This window comes from Sinorhizobium terangae (assembly GCF_009601505.1).
In the GTDB taxonomy this organism is placed as follows: domain Bacteria; phylum Pseudomonadota; class Alphaproteobacteria; order Rhizobiales; family Rhizobiaceae; genus Sinorhizobium; species Sinorhizobium terangae.
Window position 1 is genome coordinate 64052 of sequence record NZ_WITC01000099.1, and the last position, 19031, is coordinate 83082.

The following is a 19031-nucleotide window of genomic DNA, read 5'->3' on the forward strand; positions in this document are numbered from 1 at the left end:
ACGATCTCCGCTGCGGGGTGCACAATTCCCCATCCGCCATCCTCGGGCTTGACCGAGGATCCATCGTCAATGGGTTTTGTCGGCGGCGCTTTTCAACGCCTTGTGTTTGGATCCTCGGGTCAAGCATGACGGAGTTGATAGGCTTGAACTCGACCGAGCGAACACGGAGGGCCAGCCGGCAAGGGAAAGATCAGACCGCGGAGGATGCGAGGGTTGGCGTCTCCGCCGCCTGAAGACAGACTCAAAAACAAAACCAGTTGCTTTTTGCAATCATTGTTGTCATAGTGCCATGGTGATCAACAAGGGAGGTGACAATGAAGCTCTATCAGGGCATTGGGCCGAACTCTTATCGGGTCCGCATCTTCATGGCCGAAAAGGGCATCACGCTGCCGATGGTGAACATCGATTTCTTCAAGGGCGAGCACAGGGCGCCGGACTTCCTCAAGCTCAATTCGCTCGGACAGATCCCGGTGCTGGAACTCGATGATGGCACGATCATCACCGAAAGCGTCGCGATCTGCCGATATCTCGAGGAGACGCATCCCGAGCCGCCGCTCTTCGGCACCGGCGCCGTCAGCCGTGCCAAGGTCGAGATGTGGAACCGGCGCGCGGAACTGGTGATCTTCGCCACGATCGGCAATGTCCCGCTCCATTCCGAAGAGTTCTTCAAGGACCGCCTGACGCAGTTTCCGGCCTTCGCGGAGACTGAGCGGCAGGCCGTGCCGAAGAAATGGGCCTGGCTCGATCGCGAGCTTGCCGACGGCCGGCCGTTCCTCGCCGGTGAGAATTTCTCGATCGCTGACATCACCGCCGGCGTCTGCGGCTGGCTGGGCGAGGCCTTCGGCATGGAAATCCCGGGAACGCTCGAAAACGTGAAGCGCTGGAATGAGCGGGTCAGGAGCCGGCCGAGCTGGAACGCGTAAGGCGGCGACGCCGCGCCCACAGCGAGCCTCCGGTTCGGCGATGGGCAACCCATCGCCGGTCGAGCGGACATAGCCCGCGAGCCTTGGCCGCTGCCGATACGCGCTCGCCATTTTTTTGAGGCCGGCCGCACGTAGCTGTGGACTCGCCTCGTTTTTGCCGTTCTTGCCTTCTCCGTGGCCTTTTTGAGTTCCTAAAATATGTGACTGATTCGCGCCCGCACCGCTTTCGTCGCAGTTTCCGGGGACGGACGAGACCCCACGAAACTGCCCAAGGAGAAGAGCCAATGACAGAGTACAAGAAGCCGATCATCACCGAGATGCGTCCGAAAATCACTGTCATCGGTGTCGGCGGCGGGGGCGGCAACGCTATCAACAACATGATTGCCGAGAACCTGCAGGGCGTCGATTTCATCGCCGCCAATACCGACGCGCAGGCGCTTTCGATGTCAAAGGCGGAGCGGCGCATCCAGCTCGGCGCCGCCGTCACGGAGGGTCTCGGTGCCGGTTCGCTGCCGGATATCGGCAATGCGGCGGCGCAGGAGTCGATCGACGAGATCATGGATCACTTAGGCGGCACGCATATGTGCTTCGTCACGGCCGGCATGGGCGGCGGCACCGGTACCGGGGCGGCGCCGGTGATTGCGGAGGCTGCGCGGCGGGCCGGCATCCTGACGGTCGCGGTCGTTACCAAGCCTTTCAGCTTCGAAGGCAAGCGGCGCATGCAGACGGCGGAGATGGGCATCGATCGGCTGCGTGAGAGCGCCGACACCGTCATCGTCATCCCCAACCAGAACCTCTTCCGTATCGCCGACGCCAAGACCACCTTTGCCGACGCCTTCATGATCGCCGATCGGGTGCTCTATTCGGGCGTCAGCTGCATTACCGACCTGATCGTCAAGGAAGGCTTGATGAACCTCGACTTCGCCGACGTGAAGACGGTGATGAAGGGCATGGGTCGGGCGATGATGGGAACGGGCGAGGCGACCGGCGAGAGCCGCGCGATGATGGCGGCGGAAGCGGCGATCGCCAATCCGCTGCTTGACGAAGTCTCGATGCGTGGCGCCAAGGGCGTGCTGGTCTCGATCTCCGGCGGCATGGACATGACGCTGTTCGAGGTCGACGAGGCGGCAACCCGCATCCGCGAGGAGGTCTATGACGAGGCCGACATCGTCGTCGGCGCGATCTTCGACCGCACGCTCGACGGCACCTTCCGCGTCTCGGTGGTGGCAACGGGTCTCGACAGCCCGCGCACGACCGGCGACATTCAGGGACAGCCCGAGTTGGCCAACGGCCAGCCGGCACAGGTTCCATCGCGCACGCTGCAATAGTTCTTTGACGCAATTCCGGAGGGGAAACCGCTACACACTTTCCTGGAATTGCTCAGGCGGGGGAGCCGGAGAAGCAGCGGCAAAAGGCGAGCCTTCTCGCGCTGCAAGCTTCTCCGGCACTGTCTTTTCGGACAGTCCGGACGGCGAACCGCTTTACACTTCGCCTACAAATGCTTTTATCCCGGCAATCCGGCCCGCTCGAGGTCGGTGGCGAAGCGGTCGATGAAGTGTTCCGGCATGGCCGGAATGCCGCCGAAATAGAATTCGGCGCGCGCCTTTTCGAGCGTCATCTCCGGCCGGAATTTTAGAAGCTCGGTGAGCGCCGCAGGTGCCGCCCCGGCGTTGCCTTGGGCGCCGAGGACGGCCGTCAACACCATTGCCGGCCAGAATGTGGTGTTTTCCTGCCTGAGCGACGCGCGGGCGGCGGCTTCGGCCTCCGTGAGCCGGCCCGACTGGTAATGCGCGATCGCAAGCATGTTGTAGAAAGTCCAGAGATGCGGATCGCGCGGGCTCAGCCGGAACGCCTCGTTGATTTCGGCGATGCCCTCCTCGGGGCGCTCGACGTAGCAAAGGGCTTGACCGAGGGCGAAGTGGCCTTGCGCAAAACTCGCGTCGAGTTCGAGCGCATTGCCCAGATATCTGATGCCGCGTTCCGGCTGGCCGCGCAGCGCCAACGCCCGGCCAAGCGCGAGATGGGCAGCGGGCTCCCGGCTGTCGAGCGCGATCGCCCGCTCCGCGAGCCGGATGGCATCGGCGATCCTTGCACCCCGCTCCTCTAGGGCGCCGTACCAGCCGAGCTGGATATGGACATAGGCGAGCCGCGCATAGGCCTGCGCGAATGCCGGATCGACGCTGGTTGCGCGTTCGAAGAGGTCCTTTGCTATCCTCAGGTCGTCGAGGTTGAACTTATAGAGGTGCCAGAGACCTTTCAGGTAGATGTCCCAGGCATCCATGTCGGCGGCCGTCTGCCCGCGCAGCGCGGCAAATTCGATCATGCCGAGCTCGGGCCCGACCGTTCCGGTGATCTCGCCGGCGATCTCGTCCTGGAGCACAAAGAGGTCGTCGAGTGTCCGGTCGTAGCGCTCCGCCCAGAGAAGGGTGGCGCTCTCCGCGCGCAGAAGCTGGGCGGTGATGCGGATGCGGTCTCCGGACCGCCGGACGCTGCCTTCGATCACGTATTTGACGCCGAGGTCTTCGGCCGCCTTCCGGACATCGACGGGCTTGCCCTTGTAGGCGAAGGAGGAGTTGCGGGCGACGACCTGCAGCCAGCGGCAGCGCGCGAGCGTGTGGATGAGCTCTTCAGTGAAGCCGTCGGCAAAATGCTCCTGTTCGTCGACGCTCGACAGGTTGATGAAAGGCAGTACGGCGATCGACGGCCGCTTGCGGTCGGGCAGGGTGCGAGCGGACGGGGGCCGGTCGGACCGCGCCTGTCTGTCGGCTCCAGCCGTCGTCGGGGTCTCGGACGCTTCGTCCGGCGTCCAGCGCCAGGCGCGAACGGCGTGGCGAATGTCGGCGAGCGTGCAGCGGCCGAGATCAGTCAAGGGGAGGTCGAGCTTTGCTCCGATATGGTCGTGGACCTGTTGCGACAGGCAGATACCGCCCGGCGGGGCGATTTCCTGAAGCCGCGTGGCGACGATGACGCCGTCGCCATGGATGCCATCATCGTCGATTATGACGTCACCAAGATGAATGCCAATGCGTAAGTGCATGTGGCGGTCGGGGGCCACCGTCTCGTTGCGCCGGAGCATTGCCTGCTGGATCTCGAGCGCTGAGGCGACCGCCTCGACGACACTCGAGAACTCGGCGAGCAGGCCGTCGCCGATATACCTGACGACCCGCCCGCCGTGTCCGGCAATGGCGGGAAGAATGACTTCCGTCTGGTGGGCCTTCAGCGCCGCGAACGTGCCGGCCTCGTCGTGCCGCATCATCCGGCTGTAGCCGGAAAAGTCCGCATCGAGGATTGCTGCCAGCCGCCGCTTCATGCGCTCCGTCTCCTACAGCGCACTTGCGTCCGTTCAGGCGCTCGAAGGCCGCTGTAGCATTTAGATCGCCCCCAAAATTTAGGGAGACTTGCTGTGGAAGAGTAACAATCGCAGCATCGGGAGTCCATGAAGGCAGGCGCTGCTACGGAGCTTGTTCGATCAGCGACGGCGCAAAGCATGTGAGGAACCGGGCGATAGCGCAGTTCAACGCCCGCCTGCCGGTGTCACACGCCAGATTGTGTTGCCGACGTCGTCGGCGACCAGTAGGGCGCCTTTCCTGTCGATCGCCACGCCGACCGGGCGCCCCGCCGCCTTGTCGTCCCTGTCGATGAAACCGGTCAGCACGTCCTTCGGCGGGCCAGCGGGCTTGCCATTGCGGAAGGGTACGAAGATCACCTTGTAGCCGCTGCGCACGCTGCGGTTCCACGAGCCGTGCTGACCGACAAAGGCGCCGTTGCTGTAGTCCGGCCCGAGCCGCGCGCCGTTGGCGAATGTCAGCCCCAGCGAGGCGGTGTGGGCGCCGAGCGCATAGTCGGGCTTGATCGCCTTCTCGACAAGGTCCGGGCGCGGTGGCTTCACGCGCTCGTCGACATTCTGGCCGAAATAGCTGTAGGGCCACCCGTAAAAGCCGCCGGCACGCACGGAAGTCATGTAATCCGGCACGAGGTCGTCACCGAGCTCGTCGCGCTCGTTGACCGCGACCCAGAGCCTGCCGTCGTCCGGGTTCCACGAAAGCCCGTTCGGGTTCCTGAGGCCCGAGGCGAAGACGCGAGCGCGGCGGCTCGCAAGATCGACCTCCAGAACGGCGGCGCGGTTTCGCTCTGCCTCGATGCCGTTCTCGCCGACATTGCTGTTCGATCCGACGGTGACGTAGAGCTTGCGGCCGTCGCGGCTGGCGATGACGTCCTTGGTCCAGTGATGGTTGAGGTTGCCCGCGGGCAGGTCGATGATCTTCTCGGGCGCCGCTCTCATCCGGGCCTGGCCCTCGGAATAGGGAAAGGCGACGACGGCATCGGTGTTGGCGACGTAAAGTCTGCCTTTCGAAAGTGTCATCCCGAAGGGTGAGTTGAGACCCTCGATGAAGGTACTGCGCTTGTCGGCGACACCGTCGCCGTTGGTATCACGCAGGAGCGTGATGCGGTTGGCGCTCTCGGTGGCGGCGCCAGCCCGCTTCTGGGCCTGGTCCGTGAAGACCTTCTTGATGCTGAAATATTCGTCGTGTTTGGCGGGAGCATTGCTTTCGGCGACCAGCACGTCGCCGTTCGGCAGGACATGCAGCCAGCGCGGATGGTCAAGGTCGCCGGCAAAGGCGTTCACCTTCAGCCCGCGTGCTGCCTTCGGCTTCGCGCCATTCGGCCAGCCCTTGGCTTCCGCGATGTTGACCGTCGGGATCAGCGTGCGGCTGGGCGCCGGCAGTTTTGGGTGGGGACCGTAGCCACCGCTCTGCTCCACGCGTCCTTGTGCCGAAACGCCGGCGCAAGCCGTGACGAGCGCACCATTGAGGACGATAACTGCAATTCTAAGCGAACCGATTTTCATCTTGCGTCCTCCAAACGGGGTAAACTCACACCTCGGAATAAGACAAAATGCCGCTCCCCATTATTCCTCACCTCATTCCTAATAGCGGCGCCCGGCCATCGTTCCCTGCAATCTTTGCGTGGGGCGCGATTGAGGAGTATTCTTCGATGCCTGGGCGAAAAAGCCTATGTTTTCGGGAGGAAAAGATGAAACGCAGAACCCAGTTCGGGGGGAGGACGTCGCGTCGCAAATTCCTGAGCGGCGCAGCAATGGCCGGGGCGGCAATGGTGGCTGCGCCGAGTGTCGTCAAGGCACAGGGGCCGGTGAACATGCGCTGGCAGAGCACCTGGCCTTCGAAGGACATCTTTCACGAATTCGCACTCGATTTCGCCAAGAAGGTCAACGACATGACCGGCGGCGACCTCAAGATCGAGGTGCTGCCGGCGGGCGCCGTTGTGCCGGCATTCGGCCTGCTCGATGCCGTCTCGGAAGGGACGCTCGATGGCGGCCACGGCGTACTCGTGTATCACTACGGCAAGCAGACCGCGCTCGCACTCTGGGGCTCCGGCCCGGGCTTCGCCATGGATGCCAACATGCTGCTCGCCTGGCACAAATACGGTGGCGGCAAGGAATTGCTGGCAAAGCTTTATGAATCGATCGGCGCCAATGTCGTATCGTTCCCCTATGGGCCGATGCCGACACAGCCGCTCGGCTGGTTCAAGAAGCCGGTGTCGAAGGCCGAGGACTTGCAGGGTCTGAAGTTCCGCACGGTCGGCATCTCGATCGACGTTTTCACCGGTCTCGGTGCGGCCGTCAACGCGTTGCCGGGCGGCGAAATCGTCGCGGCACTCGACCGTGGCCTGCTCGACGCCGCGGAGTTCAACAATGCCTCGTCCGACCGCGTGCTGGGTTTCCCCGACGTCTCGAAGGTCTGCATGCTGCAGAGCTACCACCAGAATGCCGAGCAATTCGAGATCCTGTTCAACAAGCCGAAATACGAGGGACTGCCCGACCAGATGAAGGCGATCATCACCAACGCGGTCGAGGCGGCGTCACAGGACATGGCCTGGAAGGCGATCGACCGCTATTCGCAGGACTATGTGGCGATGCAGACCACCGACAAGGTCAAGTTCTACAAGACACCGGATGCGATCCTCAAAAAGCAACTGGAAGTTTATGACGAGGTGGTGAAAAAGAAGGCCGGAGAAAACCCGCTGTTCAGGGAGATCCTGCAATCACAGATCGCTTTCGCCGAGCGGGCAACGCGATGGGAACAGGACACCGTCGTCGGCCGGCGGATGGCGTTCGACCACTATTTCGGCCAGGAGGGTGTGGCCAAGGAGCTTTAGTTTGAGAGGGTCTTGGGCTTCCAGGCCCAAGACCGCAACGTCACCGATTGCAAATTGCAATAAGAGAGAGCGGTGATGCGGCCACGGCTGCGTCTGCCGCCGCCGTGGGAGGCGCGGGGTGAACGTTCAGCATATTCTCCTGAGAATAGATGCGATCAGCGTCTGGATCGGCAAGGCTTCCGCCTGGCTGATCATCGGCCTGATGACGCTCGTCTGCGTCGAGGTCGTCAAGCGCTACATCCTCAACATGCCGACGGCATGGATCTTCGACGCCAGCAATATGTTTTACGGCACGTTGTTCATGCTTGCCGGCGCCTATGCGCTGGCGCAGAACGCCCATGTGCGCGGCGATTTTCTCTATAGTTCGCTTAGGCCCCGCACGCAGGCAGTGCTCGACCTCTTGCTTTACATCCTGTTCTTCCTGCCCGGCGTCGCCGCCCTGATCTATGCCGGCTACGACTACGCGGCGCTCTCCTGGCGGATCGGCGAGCATTCGACCGTGACGGCGGAGGGGCCGCCGATCTACTATTTCAAGACGGTCATCCCAATCGCGGGCGCGCTGGTGATGCTGCAGGGGCTTGGCGAGATCGCGCGATGCGTCCTTTGTATCAGGACCGGGGAGTGGCCGGAGCGGCTGCGTGACGTCGAGGAGATCGACGTGGTCGCCGAGCAGCTCGCGCACAGCGAATATGTCGATCTGGAAGCCCGCGAAGCGGCGATCGAGCGGGCGCAAAACATCGAAAAGGCGGCCCGGCAACGGGGAATGGGGGGAGAGGTCGAACCGTGAGCGATCAGTTCCTCGGACTGACGATGCTGGTGCTCATCGTCGTCGTCATCATCATGGGCTTTCCGACCGCCTTCACGCTGATGGGGCTCGGCATGCTGTTCGGCTTCTACGCCTTCTACAATCCGGCCGAGCACTGGATCGACAACCGCGTCTTCGACCTGATGGTCCAGCGGACCTATGGGGCGATGACCAACGACGTGCTGATCTCTATCCCGCTCTTCGTGCTGATGGGCTATGTGATGGAGCGCGGCGCGCTGGTCGACAAGATGTTCTACAGCATCCAGCTTTCGTTCCGGCGGGTGCCGGCGTCGCTCGCCGTCGCGACGCTGATCGTCTGCACCTTCTGGGGCATCGCCAGCGGTCTCGTCGGCGCCGTGGTAGTGCTGATGGGCGTGATCGCCATGAGCCCGATGCTGCGCGCCGGCTACGACGTCAAGCTTGCCTCCGGGGTGATCACCGCGGGCGGCACGCTCGGGATCCTCATCCCGCCGTCGGTGATGATCATCGTCTATGCGGCGGTGGCGGGGCAGTCTGTCGTCAAGCTCTATGCCGCCACGATGTTGCCGGGCTTCTTCCTGTCGTTCCTCTATCTCGCTTATATACTCGGCTGGGCGGCGATCAATCCGAAGATCGCGCCGACGCTACCCGAGGAGCAGACGCGGGTTCCGGTGTCTGCCTGGATGCCCAAACTGCAGGCCGCCTATTCGCCAAACATGCTGGCCGGGCTTTTCCGCGCACTGGTCTCGCCGGCGAAGGCGCTGGCGCTGGAGACCGGCGAGGGGCGACTGACCTATTGGCGGCTCGTCAAGAACTTCGCGGCGGCGCTCGTGCCATTCTCGCTGACTGCCTTCACCCTCGCGCTGGTATGGTGGTATGCCGTCATCCATCCGCAGGCCACGGCCGAGGCGGAAGCGCCGGAGGGGCTGGAGCAGTTGGGCGCGCCCGCCGCCGATAGCGGACCGGCGGTCGTCAACGGGCCGACGACTGCCTTCTATGTGTCCTTCGGTATCACCGCAGCCATCGCTGCCCTGGTCCTCATCCGCTACTATCGCAACATGAGCGCGGAGCGGCTTCAGGTGATGAAGCTGCTCGCCTCCTCCGTCATGCCGCTCGGCATTCTCACCGTCGTCGTGCTCGCCGTCATCCTGTTCGGCATCACGACCGCAACCGAGTCCGCGGCGGTCGGCGCCGCCGGCGCCTTCCTGCTTGCCTTCCAGGCCCGCACACTCAACTGGCAACGCACCAAGGAGGCGGTGTTCCTGACTGCGAAGACCACGGCCATGGTGTGCTGGCTCTTCGTAGGCTCAGCACTCTTCTCCGCCGTCTTCGCCATCCTCGGCGGGCAGGCGCTGATCGAGCAATGGGTGCTCGCGCTCGATCTCACGCCCCATCAGTTCATGTTCCTGTCGCAGGCGATCATCTTCCTTCTCGGCTGGCCGCTCGAATGGACCGAGATCATCATCATCTTCGTGCCGATCTTCCTGCCGATGCTGAGGCACTTCGACATCGACCCGGTGCTCTGGGGCGTTCTCGTCTTCGTCAACCTGCAGGCGGCCTTCCTGTCGCCGCCGGTGGCGATGTCGGCCTACTATCTCAAAGGCGTTTCGCCGCCGCATGTCACCCTGAACCAGATCTTTGCCGGCATGATGCCCTACATGCTGATCGTCATCCTTTGCATGATCATCATGTATCTCTGGCCCGGCATGACGCTCTGGCTGCCGGAATATCTCTACGGTTGAGCGCGGGTGGCGTTTCGGCCTGCGCTACTGTAGTGAGAAAATTGGACGGCCGCGACATATTCTGTTCGCGGCCGACGGCATTCGTTCTCCCCTTACGCTGGCAATGGCGCCGGCTCGGCGTTGGCCTTGGGGAAGGGCCTGAAGGTCAAGGCAATCAGGAAGGCGCCAATACCGATGCCCCAGGCGCCGATATAGAGCCAACCGTAGCTCGCGAAGGTGTCGTAGATCAGGCCGCCGGCCAAGGGACCGGTGGCCATCCCCAAGCTGCCGGCCATTGCCGTTCCGCCGATGACGGTGCCCATCATGCGCAGCGGAAAATTCTCGCGGGCGATCACGGCGTAGAGCGGCATGATGCCGGCGTAGATGAAGCCGAACACCGCCGCCACGGCATAAAACGCTCCGAGATCGCGGACGAAAAAATAGGCCAGTGCGCCGAATGCTTGCAGCAAAAGCCCTGAGACCAGGACGCGCTTGGCGCCGAACCGGTCTCCGAAAAGACCGAAAGCGACGCGGCCACCCATGCCGGCCAGTCCTTCCACGCTGTAGATCGAGACCGCGGCGATCATCGGGATGCCGCAGCTGATCGCGTAACTCACCGTGTGAAAGATCGGGCCCGAGTGCGTGGCGCAACAGAAGAAGTTCGTCAGAAACAGGATGATGAACTGGGGCGATCTTACCGCCTGTGCCACGGACATGTCGGACCGCTCTCCGTCGGAGGAGGCGACGGCATTTTGGCTTTCGAGAGCGGGCGGGCGGCGCACGAGCAGTGCGACCGGGATCATCACGGCCCCGGTCAGGGCAGCGATGATCAGGAGAGAGGTTCTCCAATCATAGATGGTGACGAGCCAGGCTGCGAAGGGCGACATGGTCATGGGCGCCATGCCCATGCCGGCCGACACGAGAGACACGGCAAGGCTGCGCTGCGTGTCGAACCAGCCGGTGACGCAGGCCATCATCGGGGCGAAGATCGCGGCGGTTGCGCCACCGAAAGCCAGACCGAAGACGAGTTGAAACTCGATAAGCGAAGTCGCCTGGCTCGCCAGCGCAAGCGCTGCGGCCAAGACAGCCGAGCCGATCGATACGACAAGACGAGGGCCCCAGCGGTCCGACAGACTACCCCAGATCATGCTCGCGAGCGCCATCGCGATAAACCCGATGGTCATGGCACTGGAAACACCGGTGACGGACCACCCGGTCTCCTCGGAAATGGGCCGGAGAAAAACCGGCAGCGAAAACATGGCGCCGATCGCGATGCAGCCCAACAGGCCGCCGGCGGCGACAATTACCCAGCGATATGGACTTTGCTTCTGAATATGCGCATTCGACATGGAAAGACCTCGCGGAAAAATTGGCGACGCCGCGCCTCGGAAGGGCGGCGCTTCTCAAAGACGAACGAGTTGCTTGAAAATCGACATGCCTCAAAAAAGAATCTGCAGCTGGCGCAGCGCCCAGGCTTACCTCGGCCTCCGTACGGCTCTGATCTTCCCGGCGCTTCCACCGCCGCAGAAGAAGCGATCTCCGCCGTCGGACTCAAGTCCGGACACGCCCATACCGGGCGGCATGTCGAGGCGCTCCAGAACCGCGCCCGTCTGGGGATCGATACGCCGGACATCGGCCCCGTCGCCTTCCCAGGTGCCGTGCCAGAGCTCGCCATCGATCCAGGTTACGCCGGTGACGACGCGGTTCGACTCGATGGTGCGGAGGACCTCGCCTGTTTCGGGATCGATCTGGTGGATCCTGCGGCCACGGTGCTGACCCACCCAAAGCGTGCCTTCGGCCCAGGCGAGCCCTGAGTCACCACCGCCGCCCGGTGCCGGGATTGTCGCGAGCACACGGCCGGTCTGCGGATCGATTTTCTGGATGCGATCCTCGGCGATCTGGAAGAGGTGCCGACCGTCGAAAGCGGTCCCCGCATGGGCGGCGACATCGATCGAGCGCGTGATTTGGCCGCTTTCCGGATCCACGGCGTTCAGCTTTTCGCCGGAGGCGAACCAGACCTGATGACCGTCGAAGGTGACGCCATGCACCTGCTCTGCTTCCGGGAAGGGACCGTATTCACGAAGAATTTCGGCGGCGGATCGTTTCATGATTTCCTCCTGGGACATGATTTCCTGCAGCATGGCACGAAGCCCGCCGCACCTTTGGTTTACATCGGTCCGATGGGCGAACATCGCTGCAGCCGGAAGCCTGCTGAAAAGTATCCGTCTTAATCCAGCTTGCAGCAATCCGGCCGTGACCGATGAGATCGCCGACCAAACTAGTCACTCGGCAGCGGGCCGGGGAGTAACAAGATTGTCGGGAAGCCGGTGAGCGGCGGGGTCATCCAGCGGCGCGCCGGCCCGCGGCCGAAGGACTGCACCTTGCCGGCCGCCGCAAGGGAATCTAGCGCGCGCTGCACCGTGCGCGGGCTCGCGCCAAGCGCGATCGCCAGCGCCGAGCTCGACCAGGACTCTCCGTCGGCAAGGAAGGCGAGCACCGCCGCGTGCCGCTCCTCGACCGGGGGCGCGAGCACGACGACCTCGCGGGCATGACGCGGCGCCAACGCAAAGCCTCGGTTCGTCGCGCTTATGTCCGCGAGCGCCCGAAGCTCGGCGCGCAGCCGCCCGATTTCCACCCGGAGCCGCGCGCGATGGGACTCATCAGCGTGTTTGGCGCGGAAGGCGCGGGAAAGCAGCGTGCTCCTCGGCGCGTCTCCCGGCCAGGCCTCGGCGAGCGCACGGGCCAGCGCGAAAAGGATCGGGCGCGTCGCGAGCGAGACCGTCAGTCTCTCGTCGCGCACGACATTGCGGCAAGCGTCGACGACGAGCGCCCCGGATGAAAGCAGCGCCTCGACCTCTTCGAGCAGCAGGGGTCGTTCCTTGCCTTGCGCGATCAGACGCGCCGCTGGCGTCTTCAGCACCAGCGATGCGCTTTCGACCTCCGCCGTCAGCGCCGGGATATCCGCCACGCGCGCGGCCTCGGCGGCGCGCGTGAGCGCGGCGCGCGCGGCCTGCGTCTGCACGCGCCGGGCGGCGATGCCCGCGACCGCCAGTTCATGGGCGGCTCGCAAGGCGGGCGGCAGCGGGGAGGGATCGAAGCCGGCGAGCATCCGTTCGGCCTCGTCGAGGCGGCCGATCAGGAGCAGGCGCCGAACCTCGACGTTCAGTGCATGCGCGGCATTCACCCGGTCGCCATGCGCTTCGAGCGTCGCGCGCGCGGCATCGAGCGCCTTTGCAGGCCAGGTGAGATCGCGCGAGACGAGGGCGATTTCGGCTTCGGCGACGACGCAACGCGCGCGTGCCACCGCCTCCTTCCTGCCGAAGGCGCGGGCGGCGCTCTTGAGAAGCGCCTTTGCCCGGACAAGGTCGCCGAGCTGCGCCATGGCGATGCCCCGGAGCGCGAGCGCGGGCGGGTCGTCGCGCAGCGCAACCCGCTTCAATGCGCCGAGCGGATCACCCGTCGCAAGAGCGTGTGCCGCGGCGGTGATCAGCGAGTCCATCGGAATCCCGTCACACTTGTCACTCTCACCATTCGAAATCCGCTCCTAACCTAGGACCAACGAAGCAACAGGTCGCGCCGGGAAGGTACGACGACAGATGGCCAAAGGAGAAGAGTGATGACGGCACATGTGACCGGAACCCGTGACGAGTGGCTCGCAGCACGGCTCGACCTGCTCCAGGAGGAGAAGGAGCTGACGCGGCGTAGCGACGAGTTGGCGCTCAGGCGCCAGACGCTGCCCTGGGTGCGGATCGACAAGGACTACCGGTTCGACACCGAGGAGGGAAACGTTTCGCTCAAGGACCTCTTCAAAGGTCGCTCGCAGCTCCTCGTCTACCATTTCATGTTCGGCCCCGACTACAAGGCCGGGTGCCCCTCCTGCTCCTCGATCGCGGATGGGTTCAACGGCATCGTCGTCCATCTTGAAAACCACGATGTCGCCTTCTCGGCAATATCGCGCGCACCGCTTGCAAAACTGCAGGCGTTCAAGCAGCGGATGGGATGGACCTTTCCCTGGGCCTCTTCGAACGACGGCGATTTCAATCGCGACTTCAGCGTCTGGTTCACGGAGGAGGAGCAGCGCAAGGGCACGATAGAATACAACTTCCGCCGCGAGCCGCCGGCGCCTGAGCCGCTTGCCGGCAAGACCGTTCAGGAGTGGCGCGGCGACGAGGGACCGGTCGCCCAAATCGCGGCCATGACCGGCACGGACGTTCCCACCTATACGCGTGACAGGCCGGGGGTCAGCGCATTTGCGCTGGATGATGGCGTCGTCTACCACACCTATTCCAGCTATGCGCGCGGACTGGATGGCCTGTGGGGCATGTATCAGTGGCTCGACCGGGCGCCTCTGGGGCGCAACGAGAACGGGATCTGGTGGCGTCACCGCGACGCCTATGGCCGGGGCTGAGTCAGATGCTGCGCCGTCGCGAGAGCTCGAACAGGATGCCGGCCGCAGGCAGCGGATCTGCCTGCGCCCCAGGCGCCGACGCCGCCGCTTTCGGTGCCGCCGACTGGCTATTATCCTTCGCGGCGGCGCCGACCTTCGCGATCATGGCGCTGCTGACCAGCGTTCTTGGCGGGTCGGCGGACATGCACTGCTCGTCGATGGAGGATGCGTCGCGCTTGACCGGGATGGTGCCGATGTACCTGCTGATGAGCGTCTTCCATTCGGGACCATGGCTGAGGCTTGTTGCAAGCAGCCGAAGCCCTGGCCGCCGATCCTGATAATCTTTGGTTCCGGGGACGGCGTGGCCCGAAACCAAAAAACAGAGCCCGCTCCGCTGGAACGGACTCTGATGGTAGTTCGCGACGAAATGTCTGTCACATACTGGCGCTCATCTATTGCCAGAAACGCCGTGCCCGCCCGATGATGACTTCGGGCTAATCCGCTTGTAATCCCCCCCCCTCGGGAATCGCCGCCATTCCTGCGAGTTCGTACTCCCAATCAGAGCCCACTGTCGGTAGCGAGCTCTGATCTAAATGGCTACTGAAATGAATTCTTAGAAAAGAATTCTCACGGATTTGCGAGCTCATATTTGCCAAATCCCACGCTCGGGTCCAGTAACTTTTAAGGGCGATCTGTAACGAAATTCGATTGTCTTCCGTGCGACGACGGTTGCTCCGGAACCAGTCCCAAATCCGAAACGTTGAGCCTTTCGTATGGCCTCCTGAACCGGGACAGACCAGGACGGGATTGGTCGAAAATTCAAGTCGTTACAGGCGGTTTTTCGCGCCTCCGATAGGGTGCGTGGCGCCGCGGGTTATCGGATTACGAAAGGAGACCAGAGATGGCTCACACCGACGCAAATGCGACGCATCATACCCAGAAGATGAAAGGCGAGCTGAACGCGCTGATCGACCATCTGCGCGAGGACATCGACAAGGTCGATGATCCGCAATTCAAGGCGATGTTCGAGACCTCGGCGGAGGTGCTCGGTGGGCTGGTCAAGGCCTTCAGCCACTACGAACAAAGGAGCGAGGCCGCCTGGAAGGCGTGACGGCGCTCGCGCCGACCGTGCCGAACAGCATCACTGCGTGCGCAGCGGCGGGGAGGGCACGTCGACGCGGATCAGCCCCGAAAAGTCGGGCGACAGGCCTGCCGCCTGAGCTCGGTCCTTGATGTGGGCGAGCGTGCGCAGTTCGGCGAGTGGCAGGTTCGTGTCCAGGGCGCCGAGGTCATAGGCATAGTCGGGAAGATAGCCGTTGACGATCAGCCGCCAGTCAAGGGGAACAACGTCGCCGACGGCGCGCATCATCTTGACGATGGTCGTCGTGCAGTTGGTCGTAATCGAGTTGTAGAATTCCGGCGTCGTGGCGAGCGCGTTGGCGTCCCGGACATATTCGAGCAGCAGCGTCCTGGCGGCTTCCGGCGGGGCTCTGAGGCGATAGATCTGGACGTCTTCTCCGCGAACGTTCGACCGCACGCGGACAACGTCGCGCTCGTCGGCAGCAACGATCACCAGCGGATTGCTCTTGAAGAGATCGGCAACGGGCGAGAACTGGCCGCCGATGCGCCGCCGGACCTCGATCGACCAGGCGAGCTGGTCGCCGCCATCGAAGCCGAAGCTCATGATCACATGCGCCATTTCGGGACCGGCCCAGTAGGACATGAAGAGGTCGAGCGAACGCAGCTTGTCGAGATCATAGGTGCGGATCGTCCAGCGCTCGGTGAAGTCGGTATTGCTGCGCCACTCGAAGTCGCGGACATTCGTCAGCGTCAGCAGGTTGCCGTCTAGCGCACCCGTCACCTGACGCGCGACGTCCGGGGCCCAATCGGCGTCCTTCGGCGGCCTGATTGTGCTCCACCAGGCGAGCATGATGCCAAGCGCCACGAGAAAGACGGCGCCGGCTCGGTAACGCCAGCGGGTGAAGAGCGCGACGACCGCCGCAAGGCCGAGCAGGATAAAAGCGCCGCTCGCTGCGGCTTTTGCTAGCGGTGGGCCGGGGAGCCGGTACCACAGAGCAAGCGCCGCCCAGACGGTGACGAACGCGATGGCAAAAGCGAGAGCGATGGCGACGAATATTCGCGTTGCGACACGCACTCCGGATCCTCCTCTTGTAGTGGCCACCAAATCGCGAGAGCTACGGATCGTAGTCGCCGGCGCACCGTTGACAATACCGGAACGCCACAGCCGCCGCGCCACGGTTCGCCCTCCTTGCCGGGCTAGCGTCCACCCGCCTCCTTCAGCCGCCGAACCAATGCCCGCCCGCGGCGGAACGCCGTCAGCGCCGCGCCGAGGGCGACCAACCAGAGGGCGATGATCAGCACCTCGTTGTGGCCTTGCCACAGAGGCTCGGCGATGGAGAGGGCCGCGGCGGCGGTGACTGTCGCCATGCGGTGCTGCTTGGCCATCGGCCCGGAAAAGTCGCTCGGATTCCCGATGGCACGGCCAAGTTCGCGGACATAGGCGGTGAGGACGGCGAAGGCGCCGGCAGCCCAGCCGAGTCCCGGCGTGCCGATGCCATAGCCGAGCCCCGTGAATATGAGGAGGTCGGCGACGCGATCCGGAAACTCGTTCCAGAAAGGGCCATCCGGCTCGCCCTTGCCGCCCTCGACGGCGACCATGCCGTCAAAGAGGTTGCAGAGCAGCCGGAGCTGGCAGAACAGGGCGGCCAAAAGCAGGCAGGCGATCCGCACCCCGCCCATGTTCTGCCCTGCCAGGAAGAACGCACCGCCGGCGAGAGCCGCGGCCACCATGCTCGCTTGCGAGATCTGGTTGGGCGTGATCGCCCGCGCCGCCATCCAGCGAGCGATCGCGCCGGCCCAGCGTGTGTTGCGGCTTGCAAGCGGCCGCCGGTCGCCTGTCTCGGTCATTGTTCGCCTCTTTTCCTGGAAATCGAATAAGCGTAGGACCACGCGTAGGTCGTCGAGACCAAGAGCGGGACTGCGACGGTCTTGAGTATTTCGGGCGTGCCACCGAGGGCGTGGAGCGACACCAGCAGGCTCGCCGAGCCGAGGCAGGCGATCAAAGGCGGCGCCCAGAAACGCTCAGGTCCGCTGAAGCGCTTCGAAAGCCCGTCGATCACAGACTTGAGGAACAGCGTAAGACCGGCCGATAGCGCGCCTTGCAGGACCCCGGAAACAAGCGGCTGCGGCATAGGATGAGCGCTGTTGGCGAAGACCGCCCAGCCGCCCATGGACAGAAAGGCGAAGAGCACATGCACCGTGCTGCTGCGCGCCCAGTCCCTCAACACGGATCTCATGAGAGCGACCACCAATAGCGCACGAGATGGAAGAAGATCGGCGCCGAGAAGACGACGGAATCAAGTCTGTCGATCAGCCCGCCGTGACCTTCGATGAGATGGCCCCAGTCCTTGACGCCGCGGTCGCGCTTGATTGCCGACATCACCAGCCCTCCGAGAAAGCCCATGAGGGTGATGATGAACGACATGAGGCCGGCCTGAAGCGGCGTGAACGGCGTGATCCACCACAGGGCGGCCCCGATCAGTGTGGCGCTGGCAACGCCGCCGACAAAGCCTTCGACCGTCTTCGACGGCGAGAGTTTCGGCGCGATCCTGGTGCGGCCGAAGAGCTTGCCCCAGACATATTGCAGCACATCGCTCAGCTGCACGACGATCACCAGAAAGGCGATCAGCAGCACGTTGCGCCCCTCGTAGCCGGGTATGTCGAGGGTCAGCAGCGCCGGTACATGCGAGACGCAGAAGACGCAGATCATCAAGGCCCATTGCACTTCGGCGACGCGAAGCAGGAAGCGCTCGGTATCGCCCCGGAGCACCGAGATGATCGGCATAAGCAGGAAGGCATAGACGGGAATGAAGATCGAGAAGATACCGTATTCCTCGGCCCAGAGCAGATAATACTGGATCGGCAGGACGAGGAAGAAGGCCGAGGCGAGCGCCCAGTGGTCGGCGCGCCGGGTGTAGATCAGCGTGATGAATTCCCTGAGCGCCGCAAAGGAGCAGAAGGCGAAGAGGAAAAGGACACCGATCCGGCCGGCGATGAAGGCAAGGCCGATCAGGATGACCATCGCCCACCACGCCCGGATGCGGGCGTTGAGGTTTTCGACCGCGGCGTTCGGTTCGTTGGTCGCGAGACGTCGCTCGAGTATGTAGCCGACCGTGGAGGCGACGATGAGCACGCCGAAGATGCCGAGGACGAGGGTCACGAGATCGGAGCCTGCCGCAGTCATTCGCCGCTCCCTGCCGGTTTCGGAGCAAGCGCCAGGAGAGCGGCCCGCATCCGTTCGAGAAATGTTTCCTTGTCTTCGCCGGGTGCGAGGCGGAGCGCGCGGCCGAAGGTGACGGTGCAGATCAGCGGGATCGGCACGATCTCGCCCTTGGGCATGACCCGGTTCAAATTGTTGATCCATACCGGCACGAGATCGACCTCCGGGCGCTGATCGACCAGATGGAAGATGCCGCTCTTGAACGGGAGAAGCCGTTCCTCCGTCTGGTTTCGCGTGCCCTCAGGAAAAAGGATCAGCGACGAGCCGGCATCGATCGCCGAGACCATCAGCGCGATCGGATCCTGCGTCCGCTTCTCCCGTTCACGTTCGATCAGCACCGCATTGAAGACGTCGCGCCCGATGAAGGCGCTCGTTTGCGATTTCAGCCAATATTCGGCGCCGGCAACGGGGCGGGTCCGGTGGCGGAGCCTCGGCGGCAGCACGGCCCAGACGAGGACGAAATCGCCGTGGCTCGAATGGTTGGCAAAATAGACGCAAGGCTTGGCCGGCAATCCCTCTTCCGGCCAGATGGCGCGAACCGCGGTTATCGCGCGGGCGAACAGAACGAAGGCAGCCGCAGCAACCTTCGCAATCAAAGCCTTCATCCGGATCCCACCCCCGCCAGCCCCCTTTGACGCATGCGCAGACTGTAGCACGGCCATTGCGGCAGGGAAGACGCGTTGTTTGGTGCAAAGCGGGGACGCGACGGGGCCCGCCGAGGGCTGCGCATGCCGGGTCG

Annotated in this window: 18 protein-coding genes; 7 read left to right on the top strand and 11 right to left on the bottom strand. The window is 63.7% G+C overall.

What is annotated here, in order from left to right; all coding sequences use genetic code 11:
- The first annotated feature begins 314 nt into the window (after positions 1–314).
- Positions 315–923, top strand: coding sequence for a glutathione S-transferase family protein (locus GHK62_RS23255; RefSeq protein WP_153441415.1), 609 nt, complete (start codon positions 315–317; stop codon positions 921–923).
- Positions 924–1207: 284 nt separating this feature from the next.
- A complete protein-coding gene (ftsZ, locus tag GHK62_RS23260) occupies positions 1208–2251 on the top strand; it encodes a cell division protein FtsZ (protein ID WP_153441416.1) in 1044 nt (347 codons plus the stop codon).
- A 176-nt stretch (positions 2252–2427) separates the two neighbouring features.
- On the opposite strand, the gene GHK62_RS23265 is transcribed toward ftsZ, so the two are convergent.
- Together GHK62_RS23265 and GHK62_RS23270 are read right to left on the bottom strand one after the other, a co-directional pair.
- Positions 2428–4233, bottom strand: coding sequence for an adenylate/guanylate cyclase domain-containing protein (locus tag GHK62_RS23265; protein ID WP_153441417.1), 1806 nt, complete (start codon positions 4231–4233; stop codon positions 2428–2430).
- 204 nt (positions 4234–4437) lie between these two features.
- Positions 4438–5772, bottom strand: a complete 1335-nt coding sequence (locus GHK62_RS23270; RefSeq protein WP_153441418.1) for a PQQ-dependent sugar dehydrogenase — start codon at positions 5770–5772, stop codon at positions 4438–4440.
- A gap of 185 nt (positions 5773–5957) precedes the next feature.
- Between GHK62_RS23270 and GHK62_RS23275 the strand changes: the two genes are divergently transcribed.
- The 3 genes from GHK62_RS23275 (at position 5958) to GHK62_RS23285 (ending at position 9626) form a co-directional block, all read left to right on the top strand.
- Positions 5958–7100: a TRAP transporter substrate-binding protein gene (locus GHK62_RS23275; protein ID WP_153441419.1), complete on the top strand. Its 1143-nt coding sequence runs from the start codon at positions 5958–5960 to the stop codon at positions 7098–7100.
- A 118-nt stretch (positions 7101–7218) separates the two neighbouring features.
- Positions 7219–7887, top strand: a complete 669-nt coding sequence (locus tag GHK62_RS23280; RefSeq protein WP_184108553.1) for a TRAP transporter small permease subunit — start codon at positions 7219–7221, stop codon at positions 7885–7887.
- A complete protein-coding gene (locus tag GHK62_RS23285) occupies positions 7884–9626 on the top strand; it encodes a TRAP transporter large permease (protein ID WP_184108554.1) in 1743 nt (580 codons plus the stop codon). The genes GHK62_RS23280 and GHK62_RS23285 overlap by 4 nt, the downstream gene beginning before the upstream one ends.
- A 92-nt stretch (positions 9627–9718) precedes the next feature.
- On the opposite strand, the gene GHK62_RS23290 is transcribed toward GHK62_RS23285, so the two are convergent.
- The 3 genes from GHK62_RS23290 to GHK62_RS23300 form a co-directional block, all read right to left on the bottom strand.
- A complete protein-coding gene (locus tag GHK62_RS23290; protein ID WP_153441420.1) occupies positions 9719–10954 on the bottom strand; it encodes an MFS transporter in 1236 nt (411 codons plus the stop codon).
- 126 nt (positions 10955–11080) lie between these two features.
- Entirely contained in the window at positions 11081–11713 is a 633-nt protein-coding gene (locus GHK62_RS23295) for a Vgb family protein (RefSeq protein WP_153441421.1), read from the bottom strand.
- 170 nt (positions 11714–11883) lie between these two features.
- Positions 11884–13104 carry a helix-turn-helix domain-containing protein gene (locus GHK62_RS23300; protein ID WP_153441422.1) on the bottom strand — a complete coding sequence of 407 codons (1221 nt, stop codon included), beginning with the start codon at positions 13102–13104 and terminating at the stop codon, positions 11884–11886.
- Positions 13105–13221: 117 nt separating this feature from the next.
- Here GHK62_RS23300 and GHK62_RS23305 point away from each other — a divergent pair, with 117 nt between their 5' ends.
- Complete coding sequence (locus GHK62_RS23305) at positions 13222–14013, top strand: DUF899 domain-containing protein (RefSeq protein ID WP_153441423.1); 792 nt, start codon at positions 13222–13224, stop codon at positions 14011–14013.
- 1 nt (position 14014) lies between these two features.
- Here GHK62_RS23305 and GHK62_RS35055 read toward each other — a convergent pair whose 3' ends face one another.
- Positions 14015–14368 (bottom strand): hypothetical protein, encoded by a 354-nt coding sequence (locus GHK62_RS35055; RefSeq protein WP_153441424.1) that lies wholly within the window; start codon positions 14366–14368, stop codon positions 14015–14017.
- A 525-nt stretch (positions 14369–14893) separates the two neighbouring features.
- Here GHK62_RS35055 and GHK62_RS23315 point away from each other — a divergent pair.
- Positions 14894–15103: a hypothetical protein gene (locus GHK62_RS23315; RefSeq protein ID WP_153441425.1), complete on the top strand. Its 210-nt coding sequence runs from the start codon at positions 14894–14896 to the stop codon at positions 15101–15103.
- 30 nt (positions 15104–15133) lie between these two features.
- Here GHK62_RS23315 and GHK62_RS23320 read toward each other — a convergent pair whose 3' ends face one another.
- The 5 genes from GHK62_RS23320 to GHK62_RS23340 all read right to left on the bottom strand — a co-directional run bounded on the left by GHK62_RS23320 (position 15134) and on the right by GHK62_RS23340 (position 18897).
- Positions 15134–16147 (bottom strand): Lnb N-terminal periplasmic domain-containing protein, encoded by a 1014-nt coding sequence (locus GHK62_RS23320; protein ID WP_184108555.1) that lies wholly within the window; start codon positions 16145–16147, stop codon positions 15134–15136.
- A 122-nt stretch (positions 16148–16269) separates the two neighbouring features.
- Entirely contained in the window at positions 16270–16920 is a 651-nt protein-coding gene (locus tag GHK62_RS23325) for a CDP-alcohol phosphatidyltransferase family protein (RefSeq protein ID WP_153441426.1), read from the bottom strand.
- A complete protein-coding gene (locus tag GHK62_RS23330) occupies positions 16917–17309 on the bottom strand; it encodes a hypothetical protein (protein ID WP_153441427.1) in 393 nt (130 codons plus the stop codon). The genes GHK62_RS23325 and GHK62_RS23330 overlap by 4 nt, the downstream gene beginning before the upstream one ends.
- Complete coding sequence (locus GHK62_RS23335) at positions 17306–18256, bottom strand: phosphatidate cytidylyltransferase (RefSeq protein WP_153441428.1); 951 nt, start codon at positions 18254–18256, stop codon at positions 17306–17308. Before GHK62_RS23335 ends, GHK62_RS23330 begins: the two co-directional genes overlap by 4 nt.
- Positions 18253–18897, bottom strand: coding sequence for a lysophospholipid acyltransferase family protein (locus tag GHK62_RS23340; RefSeq protein ID WP_153441429.1), 645 nt, complete (start codon positions 18895–18897; stop codon positions 18253–18255). Before GHK62_RS23340 ends, GHK62_RS23335 begins: the two co-directional genes overlap by 4 nt.
- Between the last annotated feature and the right edge of the window lie 134 nt (positions 18898–19031).